At 64.4% G+C, this 9,734-nt stretch carries 9 protein-coding genes; 4 read left to right on the plus strand and 5 right to left on the minus strand.

All coding sequences use genetic code 11. The annotated features are described in order from the left end of the window. Positions 1-146 precede the first annotated feature (146 nt). Both FHS02_RS22415 and FHS02_RS22420 read left to right on the plus strand, forming a co-directional pair. A complete protein-coding gene (locus FHS02_RS22415; protein WP_229422354.1) occupies positions 147-1,364 on the plus strand; it encodes a hypothetical protein in 1,218 nt (405 codons plus the stop codon). A 9-nt stretch (positions 1,365-1,373) separates the two neighbouring features. Then, the gene (locus tag FHS02_RS22420; RefSeq protein WP_137316240.1) at positions 1,374-1,793 is read left to right on the plus strand and encodes a type 2 periplasmic-binding domain-containing protein; all 420 of its coding nucleotides are present in this window, start codon (positions 1,374-1,376) and stop codon (positions 1,791-1,793) included. Between the two features lie 146 nt (positions 1,794-1,939). Here FHS02_RS22420 and secA read toward each other — a convergent pair whose 3' ends face one another. Then, entirely contained in the window at positions 1,940-4,708 is a 2,769-nt protein-coding gene (gene secA, locus FHS02_RS22425; RefSeq protein WP_137316239.1) for a preprotein translocase subunit SecA, read from the minus strand. A 242-nt stretch (positions 4,709-4,950) separates the two neighbouring features. On the opposite strand from secA, the gene FHS02_RS22430 reads away from it, so the two are divergent. Then, on the plus strand, positions 4,951-5,424 hold the full coding sequence (locus tag FHS02_RS22430) for a DciA family protein (RefSeq protein ID WP_137316238.1): 474 nt from the start codon (positions 4,951-4,953) through the stop codon (positions 5,422-5,424). A gap of 54 nt (positions 5,425-5,478) precedes the next feature. Here the strand turns inward: FHS02_RS22430 and FHS02_RS22435 are convergent, their stop codons facing one another. Further along, complete coding sequence (locus FHS02_RS22435; protein WP_137316237.1) at positions 5,479-5,961, minus strand: AtaL-like protein; 483 nt, start codon at positions 5,959-5,961, stop codon at positions 5,479-5,481. A gap of 101 nt (positions 5,962-6,062) precedes the next feature. Here FHS02_RS22435 and FHS02_RS22440 point away from each other — a divergent pair, with 101 nt between their 5' ends. After that, positions 6,063-6,956 carry a LysR family transcriptional regulator gene (locus FHS02_RS22440; RefSeq protein ID WP_137316236.1) on the plus strand — a complete coding sequence of 298 codons (894 nt, stop codon included), beginning with the start codon at positions 6,063-6,065 and terminating at the stop codon, positions 6,954-6,956. 11 nt (positions 6,957-6,967) lie between these two features. On the opposite strand, the gene lpxC is transcribed toward FHS02_RS22440, so the two are convergent. From lpxC to FHS02_RS22455, 3 genes are all read right to left on the minus strand, one after another. Next, positions 6,968-7,900 (minus strand): UDP-3-O-acyl-N-acetylglucosamine deacetylase, encoded by a 933-nt coding sequence (gene lpxC, locus FHS02_RS22445; protein ID WP_137316235.1) that lies wholly within the window; start codon positions 7,898-7,900, stop codon positions 6,968-6,970. Positions 7,901-7,975: 75 nt separating this feature from the next. Further along, positions 7,976-8,818 (minus strand): DMT family transporter, encoded by an 843-nt coding sequence (locus tag FHS02_RS22450; protein ID WP_137317677.1) that lies wholly within the window; start codon positions 8,816-8,818, stop codon positions 7,976-7,978. 127 nt (positions 8,819-8,945) lie between these two features. After that, positions 8,946-9,734, minus strand: a 789-nt coding sequence (locus FHS02_RS22455) for an IS1595 family transposase (RefSeq protein WP_183444265.1), incomplete at its 5' end; no start/stop codon positions are given.

The following is a 9,734-nucleotide window of genomic DNA, read 5'->3' on the forward strand; positions in this document are numbered from 1 at the left end:
TTGATGCTTTTAGGAAATATCCCATAAGGTAGAGACCGCATGCAGTCTGTCGTGAACATCGCGCCGCTCCCCCACCTCCGCAGCGGCCCCGCGGCAAGCATTACCTCATACAAAACCACATCGGATCGGATTCCTTCAGCATGAAAATGAAACTGTCAGCAGTATTCGTCCTGGGCGCAGTGGGCCTGATGCAGGCCGGCGCGGCAGGCGCGGTCACCATCGGCGACGGCAACCTGAATGTCAGCGGCTTCGGCACGCTGGCCGCCGCAAAAAGCAACACGGAAGACGCACGCTTCACGCGCGCCAACCAGCGCGAAGGCACGGCCGGCACCAGCACGATCGGTCTCGATTCCAACCTGGGCCTGCAGGCTACCTACACGTTCTCGGACAAGCTGTCCGCCACCACGCAGATCCTGTCGCGCAAGTCGACCGGCGACAGCTTCACGACCGAGCTGGCATGGGCGTTCGTGAAGTACAAGCTGAACGACGAAGTGTCGTTCCGTGCCGGCCGCATCGTCGTGCCGGCATTCCTGATTTCGGATTACCAGAACGTGGGCTACGCGAACACGATGATGCGTCCGCCGGTGGAGATGTACGGCCAGATGTTCATCGAGAACGCCGACGGCGTCGACGTGAACTGGCAGCGCGCCTTCGGTGATACCAACGTGACGGCGCAGGCCTTCGTCGGTATTGCGCGCGGCAAGTCCTATGTATCGAGCGACCATTCGTCGCCGCGCTACCAGGCGCCGGTCGGCGGCTTCGCCGTCAGCGCCGAGCATGGCCCGGTCACGCTGCGCTTCGCGCATGCCCAGGGCAAGCTGAAAGCCACCGACGTGAAGCCGATCAACTCGCTGACCGCCACGCTGGCCTCGGTGGGCTTCGGCCAACTGGCCGACGACATCACGATCGCCGACTACAAGCGTGTGGCCTTCACCTCGGTGGGCCTGATGGCCGACTGGAACAACATCGTGGTGCAGTCCGAATTCGGCATGCGCCGCGCCAAGGATCCGGTGTACCTGGCCGACAGCAATGCCTGGTATACGATGGTGGGCTACCGCTTCGGCAAGGTGTTGCCATACTTCGCGCACGCCAAGTACGACGGCAAGGGTTCGACCGTGGCCGTGCCGGCGCAGCTGGCTCGCATTCCGACGCTGAATGCCGGCGTGAAAAACCTGCTGGCACCAGGCAGCCAGTCGTCCAACCTGGTCGGCGTGCGCTGGGACTTCGCTTCGTCCGCCGCGCTGAAGGTGCAGGTCGACCGCGTCAAGCCGGGCGCCAAGAACGGCTTCCTGAGCGACGTGACGCCGGCCGGCGTCGGCAAGAAGGTGACCGTCGTCGCGGCGGGCGTGGACTTCGTTTTCTAAGGCATTCACATGAAAAAGATCACTATCACCCTGGTCATCGCCGCCCTCGCCGCGACGGCCGCCGTCCTGCCGTCGTCGGCATTTGCCGAGACCGTGGTCATCGTCAGCGCGAAGAACCCGGCCACCCGCATGTTCTCCGAGCAGGCTGCCCAGTTCTTCCTCGGTAAATCGACGATGTTCACCCCCATCGACCAGGCCGACGGCTCGGCGATCCGCAACGAGTTCTACAAGAAGGTGACCGACAAGGACGCCGCCCAGGTGAAAGCCATCTGGTCGAAGCTCGTGTTCACGGGCAAGGCCCAGGCGCCGAAGGAATTCAAGTCGAACGCCGACGTGAAGAAGGCCGTGGCGGACGATCCGAAGGCGATCGGCTACATCGACAAGTCGGCGGTGGACGATACCGTCAAGGTGATCCTGACGCTGCAGTAAATAGCGGCAGGAAGCAAGAAAGCCCGGCACTGCCGGGCTTTTTCACATCTGGGACGGTTTCGATCGCAAAATCAGGGACGGACCCTGTTTTCTGGACAGGTACCAGATCCAGGCGAAAAAAACCGGGGCGCGCCCCGGTTTCTGGATCAAGCCAGCTTGCCGTGGCAAGCCTTGAACTTCTTGCCGCTGCCGCATGGGCAAGGATCGTTGCGGCCCACCTTCGGCCCGACCTGCACGTGCGCATCCGGCATGCCGCCAGGGGCCGGATGGGCGGTCGGCGCCAGCAGTTCTTCCGGCGCCGCGTTCGGATCGAAATCGGCGTGCTGGAAACTCACGTTTTCCAGGTGCGTGGCGGCCATGGCCGCCTCGGCCGCTTCCACTTCCTCGCGCGACTGGATGCGCACGGTCATCACCTGGCGCACCACTTCGTTCTTGATCATGTCCAGCATCTGGGCGAACAGTTCGAACGCTTCGCGCTTGTATTCCTGCTTCGGGTTCTTCTGCGCATAGCCGCGCAGGTGGATACCCTGGCGCAGGTGGTCCAGCGCCGCCAGGTGTTCGCGCCAGTGGCTGTCCACCGATTGCAGCATCACGCTGCGCTCGAAGCCGCCGAACGCTTCCTTGCCGACGATGGCGATCTTGGCGTTGTACTGCTCGTCCGCAGCGGCAACCACGCGCTCGACGAGGTCTTCGTCGGTCAGGTTCGATTCCGTCTCCAGCATCTTGGCCAGCGGCAGGTCGATATGCCACTCGGCCGCCAGCGTGGCCTGCAGGGCCGGCACGTCCCACTGCTCTTCGACCGATTCCGCCGGCACGTACTCGCGCACCAGGTCGGTGAACACGCCATGGCGCAGGTTCTGGATCATTTCGCCGATCTCGGTGGCTTCCAGCAGCTCGTTACGCTGCTGGTAGATCACCTTGCGCTGGTCGTTGGAGACGTCGTCGTATTCGAGCAGCTGCTTGCGGATGTCGAAGTTGCGGGCCTCGACCTTGCGCTGCGCCGATTCGATCGAGCGCGTGACGATACCCGCTTCGATCGGTTCGCCTTCCGGCATCTTCAGGCGTTCCATGATCGCGCGCACGCGGTCGCCGGCGAAGATGCGCAGCAGCGGATCGTCCAGCGACAGGTAGAAGCGCGACGAGCCCGGGTCGCCCTGGCGGCCGGAACGGCCGCGCAGCTGGTTGTCCACCCGGCGCGATTCGTGGCGCTCGGTGCCGATGATGTGCAGGCCGCCGGCCGCCACCACCTGCTCGTGCAGCGCCTGCCAGCCGTCGCGCAGCGCTTGCGCGCGGGCTGCCTTGTCCGCCTCGGACAAGCTGGCATCCGCTTCGAGGAACTTGATCTGGTTCTCGACGTTGCCGCCCAGGACGATGTCGGTACCGCGGCCGGCCATGTTGGTGGCGATCGTGATGGCCTTCGGCGAACCCGCCTGCGCGATGATCTCCGCTTCGCGGGCGTGCTGCTTCGCGTTCAGCACGTTGTGCGGCAGGTTTGCCTTGTCGAGGATCGATGCCAGCAGCTCGGAGTTCTCGATCGACGTGGTACCCACCAGCACCGGCTGGCCGCGCTCGTAGCAGTCGCGGATGTCGGTCACCATCGCCTGGTATTTTTCCTGCGCCGACTTGTACACCTGGTCCTGCTTGTCCTTGCGGGCGGACGGGCGGTTCGGCGGGATCACCACGGTTTCCAGGCCGTAGATGTCCTGGAATTCGAACGCTTCCGTATCGGCGGTACCGGTCATGCCGGACAGCTTGGCGTACATGCGGAAGTAGTTCTGGAACGTGATCGAGGCCAGCGTCTGGTTCTCGTTCTGGATCTTGACGCCTTCCTTCGCTTCGACCGCCTGGTGCAGGCCGTCGGACCAGCGGCGGCCCGTCATCATGCGGCCGGTGAATTCGTCGACGATCACCACTTCGCCGTTCTGCACCACGTAGTGCTGGTCCTTGTGGTACAGCGCATGGGCGCGCAGCGCGGCATACAGGTGGTGCACCAGCGTGATGTTGGCGGAGTCGTACAGCGACGCGCCTTCCGGCAGCAGGCCCATGCTGGTCAGGATCGCCTCGGCCTTTTCATGGCCGGCTTCGGTCAGCAGCACTTGGTGTGCCTTCTCGTCCTTCGTGTAGTCGCCCGGCACTTCGATCGTGCCCTTGCCGTCCGGCTTTTCCTCGCCGACCTGCAGGGTCAGCAGCTTGGGCACTTCGTTGATCTTGTGGTACAGGTCGGTGTGGTTCTCGGCCTGGCCGGAAATGATCAGCGGGGTGCGGGCCTCATCGATCAGGATCGAGTCGACTTCGTCGACGATCGCGTAATTCAGGCCGCGCTGCACCCGGTCGCGGATGTCGAACACCATGTTGTCGCGCAGGTAGTCGAAGCCGAACTCGTTGTTGGTGCCGTAGGTGATGTCGGAAGCATAGGCCTGCTGCTTGACCGAGTGTTCCATCTGCCCCAGGTTGACGCCCGTGGTCAGGCCCAGCCAGCGGTACAGCTTGCCCATGGTTTCCGCATCGCGCTGGGCCAGGTAATCGTTGACGGTCACGATGTGCACGCCCTTGCCGGACAGCGCGTTCAGGTAGGCCGGCAGGGTCGCCGTCAGCGTTTTACCTTCACCGGTGCGCATCTCGGCGATTTTCCCGTAATGCAGCACCATGCCGCCGAGCAGCTGCACGTCGAAGTGGCGCATCTTGAAGACGCGCTTGGAAGCTTCGCGGCAGACGGCAAAGGCTTCCACCAGCAAGTCGTCGAGCGCTTCGCCGGCCGCCACGCGCTCCTTGAAGGCGGGCGTTTTTGCCTGCAATTCGGCGTCCGACAGCTTTTCGTACTCGGGTTCGAGAGCGTTGATGGCTTTGACGGTTTTTTGGTATTGCTTGAGCAGCCGTTGATTACGGCTGCCGAAAATCGCGGTCAGTAAGGACATGCTTGAATTCTTGAATAAACGCCGTTTAAAAAAAGCTCGCTTCGCGACCTCGCCCAAAGCCTCTGGCAAAAGACCATGATTTTAGCACGGGGGTACATTGGGATGGCTGCCGGAAAGACAATAGCCATAAGGGAACTAGCGCTACACTCGACGCACCTCGCACGATTCTTGCCCCGCCTTCCACTCCCAGCCGCCGCGCCGCCGATGCTGCAGGCACGGCGTGGCTATGCTATGTTTCGCGCATGCGATTCAACTCCTTCCAGACCCGCCAGAACCGGACAGCGGTCGAAGCGACCGACTTCCTGCGCCATGACGCCAAGCTTGCGGCCCTGCTGCCGGCCGTGCAGCGCATGGCGAAGCTGCAGCAGGACTGCGCGAAAGTCCTGCCGACCGCGTTCAGCTTCTGCGAGATCATCTCGTTCGAGGCTGGCCTGCTGGTGCTGTCGACACCGAACGCATCGGTCGCCGCCAAGCTTAAACAGCAATTGCCAAAATTGCAAGAAGCACTGGCGACCAAGGGGTGGCAGATCGACAACATCCGCCTGAAGGTGCAGATGATGAAGGCGATGACGACACCGCCCGTGGAGCGGCGCCAGCTCGTCATTCCCGACGTGGGCGTGGAGTCGTTTGCCCAGCTGTCCGAAGCGCTGGAACCGACCAAGCAGAATGCCACGCTGATCGCGGCGCTGAAGAACCTGGTGGCGCACCGGCGTTAGCGCACCGGCGCAAGCGCACCAACGCGGCGGCCAGCGCGCCGCATGCCGGTCCCGTCAGATGCGGCCCTCCTCCAGCAGTGCGCGGGTGCGGCCCAACGTGGACAGCAGCGCGGTGCGATAACCGCCATCGCTGTCCATCCACGCCTGTTCGGCCTGTTCCTCGGGCCCGCCCGGCGCCTTGCCTCGCAGGCCGAGGTAGCAATAGAAGCGCAACTGCAGCGCCCCTTCCGCATCCTCGAACAGTTCGTTGACGATCACGCCCTCGCGCGGCCCGGCCGCCTGGAAGAACGACACCTTGTGCGCGTGCTCGAAGGCGATGATTTCGCGCAGGTCGTCGCCGGCGATCGTGGCTTCGCGCACCAGATGGGTGGTAGGGGTGCCGCTCTCCTCCACGACCTCGCAACGGGTGCACAGGCCCGGCGGCAGGAACTGGCGGGCGTCGCGCGCCTTCATGACGAGGCCGGCCCAGGCCTGGGCACGGGTCAGCGGGGTTTCCCCGGCCGGGTTCACGGGAATGGTTGCGGTCGAGTAGATCATGGCGTTCTCCTTGGGTTGAAAGACAAGGCCATGGTAGGCATCCCACGGGCGATCCGATAGACGGTATATTTAGATTCACCGTCTCATGAATGGAACACCTTATGGATTTGCTGGCCCTGGCCGATTTCAATCTCGTCGCCCGGCATGGCGGCTTCGGGCGTGCCGCCCGGGCCAGCGGGCGGTCGAAGGCAACCCTGTCACGGCGCGTGGCGGAACTGGAAGGCAGCCTGGAACTGCGCCTGTTCGAACGGGGCGCGCGGACGTTGAAGCTCACAGAGGAAGGCCGCGCCCTGTACGAACGCACGGCGGCGCTGCTGACCGAGATCCATGAAACGGCGGCGGCGATCGCTTCCGGCGGCGGCCAGCCGCGCGGCAGGTTGCGCATCAGTGCGCCGCTGCTGTTTTCCCAGACGGCGATGGGCAGGCTGGCGGCCGGCTTTGCGCTGAAATATCCGCAGGTGCGGCTGGAAGTGACGAGCGAAGACCGCTCCGTCGACATGATCGAGGAAGGCTACGACCTCGTGATCCGCGTGAACCCGGCGCCGGATGCGAACCTGGTCGGCCGCATCCTGCTGCGCGACCGGCTGGTGGTCGTGGCGAGCCCCTCCTTGCCGCGGCCAAGGGGCACGGTACCGGTACCGGTCGTGTTGCGCGGCCCGAATGGCCGGCCAGAGACCTGGATGGTGAAAGGGGCTGGGGGAACGTCGCCCCTGATGGTGGAGCCGGTGCTGTTGCTGTCGTCGCTGATCATGGTGCGCGACGCCGTGCGCGCAGGCGTGGGCGCGGCGCGGCTGCCGATCTCGCTGGCGGCGCGCGACCTGGCGGCCGGCCGGCTGGTGCAATGGGGGGATGTGGAGGGGCCGGAGATCGCGCTGTGGGCGTTGTATCCGTCGCGCCGGCTGCTGAACGCCCGCGTCTCGGCCTTCCTCGATTACCTGCGGGAAGCCTTCCCGAACGGCACGCCGGACGAGCTGGCGGCCCTGCTGGACGCCTGAGCGTCAGCTGGTCAGTTGTAGGCCCATTCCTGTTCGAGCTGCCGGGCATACGACGGCGGCGCCTGGTCGGCAGAATCGTAGCTGACGAATTCATACGCATCCGGATTGGCCAGCAGTTCGCGCAGCAGCTTGTTGTTCAGCGCGTGGCCGGACTTGTGCGCCTCGTACGCGCACACCAGCGGGTGGCCGATCACATACAGGTCGCCGATCGCATCGAGGATCTTGTGGCGCACGAACTCGTCGTCGTAGCGCAGGCCGTCCGGATTCAGGATCCGGTATTCGTCCATCACGATCGCGTTTTCCAGCGAACCGCCGCGCGCCAGGCCGATCCCGCGCAGCATTTCCACGTCCTGCATGAAGCCGAACGTGCGTGCCCGCGCCACCGCCTGGATATACGACTGGCTGCCGAAATCGATCTGCGCGCGCTGCGCCGTGCCGTCGACGGCCGGATGGTTGAATTCGATGAAGAAGTCCAGCTTGAAGCCGTTGTGCGGCACCAGCCGCGCCCATTTCTCGTTGGCGCCCTGCTCTTCGCGCACTTCGATCGGCTTCTTGATGCGGATGAATTTCTTCGGCGCGTCCTGCTCTTCGAGGCCGGCCTGCTGCAGCAGGAAGACGAACGACGACGCCGATCCGTCCATGATCGGGATTTCCTCGGCGGTCACGTCGACGTAGAGGTTGTCGATGCCCAGGCCGGCGCAGGCGGACATCAGGTGTTCGATCGTCGACACGCGGGCGCCGTCGCGGATCATCACGGTCGCCATGCGCGTGTCGCCGATTTCCAGCGGGCCGACCGGGAATACCACGGGAGGATCCAGGTCGACGCGGGCGAAGACGATGCCCGTGTCGGGCGGGGCCGGGCGCAGGGTCAGCTCGACCTTGGTGCCGGAGTGCACGCCGACACCGGTGGTGCGGACTTGTTCTTTGATGGTACGTTGTTTCATTTCACGATTATATCGGCTTTCCCGGCCCCGCGTTCTCTCCCCCATAAGGGATAAAAGCGTGACAACATGCGGGTTTCACGGGTGTTCGGCCTCGCTGTGCACTGCCTCGCGCCGCACCAGGTAGATGCCGCTGCCGATGATGATCGCGGCACCCACCAGGGTCCACCGGTCCGGCAGCGTGCTCCATAGTGCCCAGTCGATCGCCACGCCCCAGGCCAGTGCCGTGTACTCGAACGGCGCCACGACCGACGCCTTGCCCATGCTGAACGCCCGGGTGATCGCCAGCTGGCCGAGAAAGCCGGAAAACGCCAGCGTGGCGATGACGGGCCAGTCATCCCAGCGCAGCGGCACCCAGGACGGCCACGCCAGCGGCAGCGCACCCGCGCCGATCATCACCAGCAGCCAGAACATGATCTGCTCGTTCGAATCCGTGCGCGACAGGATGCGGCTGGCGATCGCCGATACCGCGTAGCATGCCGCCGAACCGAGGATCGCCAGCCCGGCCACGGAAATGAAGCTGGTGCCTTCGGGCCGCAATACCACCAGCACGCCGGCCAGGCCCACGCCGATGGCGAGCCACTGCATGCCGTCGACCCGCTCCTTGAGGATGAACACCGACAGCGCCGTGATCAGCGCGGGTGCGATGAAGAACACCGCATACGTCTCCGACAGCGGCAGCGATTTGAGCCCGTAGGCGAACAGTGTCAGCATGCCGATGCCCAGCGCGCCGCGCAGCAGCTGCAGGGGCCAGTTCACGTTGAAGATGCCGCGGAACCCGCCGCGATAGGCGACAAAGGCACAGACCAGCGGCATCGAGGAAAACGCGCGCAGTACCGTTACCTGCATCGCCGGATAACGGACCGCGAGCAGCTTCATCGCCGTGTCCATGATCGAGAACATCGCGACGGCGATGACCATCGCATAGATGCTGTGCAGGTTTTCCTTGGCGTGCTGTTTCAAAAGTGGTTCCCGGTGTGCGGCTGTTGCTAAGCCGGCCATTGTAAATGGCGCAGTCACCCGAACCTGTGGAAGTTTCACCACGTCATCAGGAAACGGAGCAATTGCCGCGCAGCGCGGCGATCAAGCAATCTGCCGGAGCTAGCCAGCGCCGCCCGTCGATGCCATGGCGCCAGCCCAGGTAGTTCGGCAGGTATTTGCTCGCCACGCCATTGAACCGCGATAGCCAGCCATGGAAGCGGCTGTGATAGCCATTCACGTGCTGCAGGTGGATCGCACCCCGGGCGCGCACGCCTGCCCTCAGGTTGACTGCTTCGTGCAGGATGCCGGCTTGGCGTGTGAACGTTCGGTAAGCGGCAGCGCTGTCCGACACCAGCAAGACATCGGCGGCCAGTATCGGTGGCAAATGGCACGCCAGCTGCCGCGCCGTCACCGGGCCGCGGCCGCAGACGAAATCCCGCGTTTTCCCGTCCCGGTCGCGTGCCACGAGAATGCAGTCGAGTTCCTTGGAGATGCCGCGCCGCCTGGCCTTGCCGCCACGCCGGCGCGCCGGCCGGTCCAGGTGCCGGCTGCCCTTTTGCGATTCGAGCAGATAGGTCTCATCCGCCTCGACAATGCCTTGCAGCCGCGGTGGCCGGTCGTGCCGTGCTGCTCCCATGAAGCGATGGCGCCAGCGAAAGCTGGTATTGCGGTGGACGCCGATGTTTTCGGCGGCGCCCCGGACGGTGCGAGAATCCAGCACCGCCTGCAGGAACGGCAGCCATTTTCCGCGCAGGCGCAGGAAAGCGAACGGTGTACCGGTCAAGGCATTGAAAGTACGGCGGCACGTCAGGCAGCGGTAGCGTTGCAGGCCGCCAGTGCTGCCGTGACGGTGGAT

Origin of the sequence: Pseudoduganella umbonata (assembly GCF_014192225.1) — a bacterium.
Taxonomy (GTDB): domain Bacteria; phylum Pseudomonadota; class Gammaproteobacteria; order Burkholderiales; family Burkholderiaceae_D; genus Rugamonas; species Rugamonas umbonata.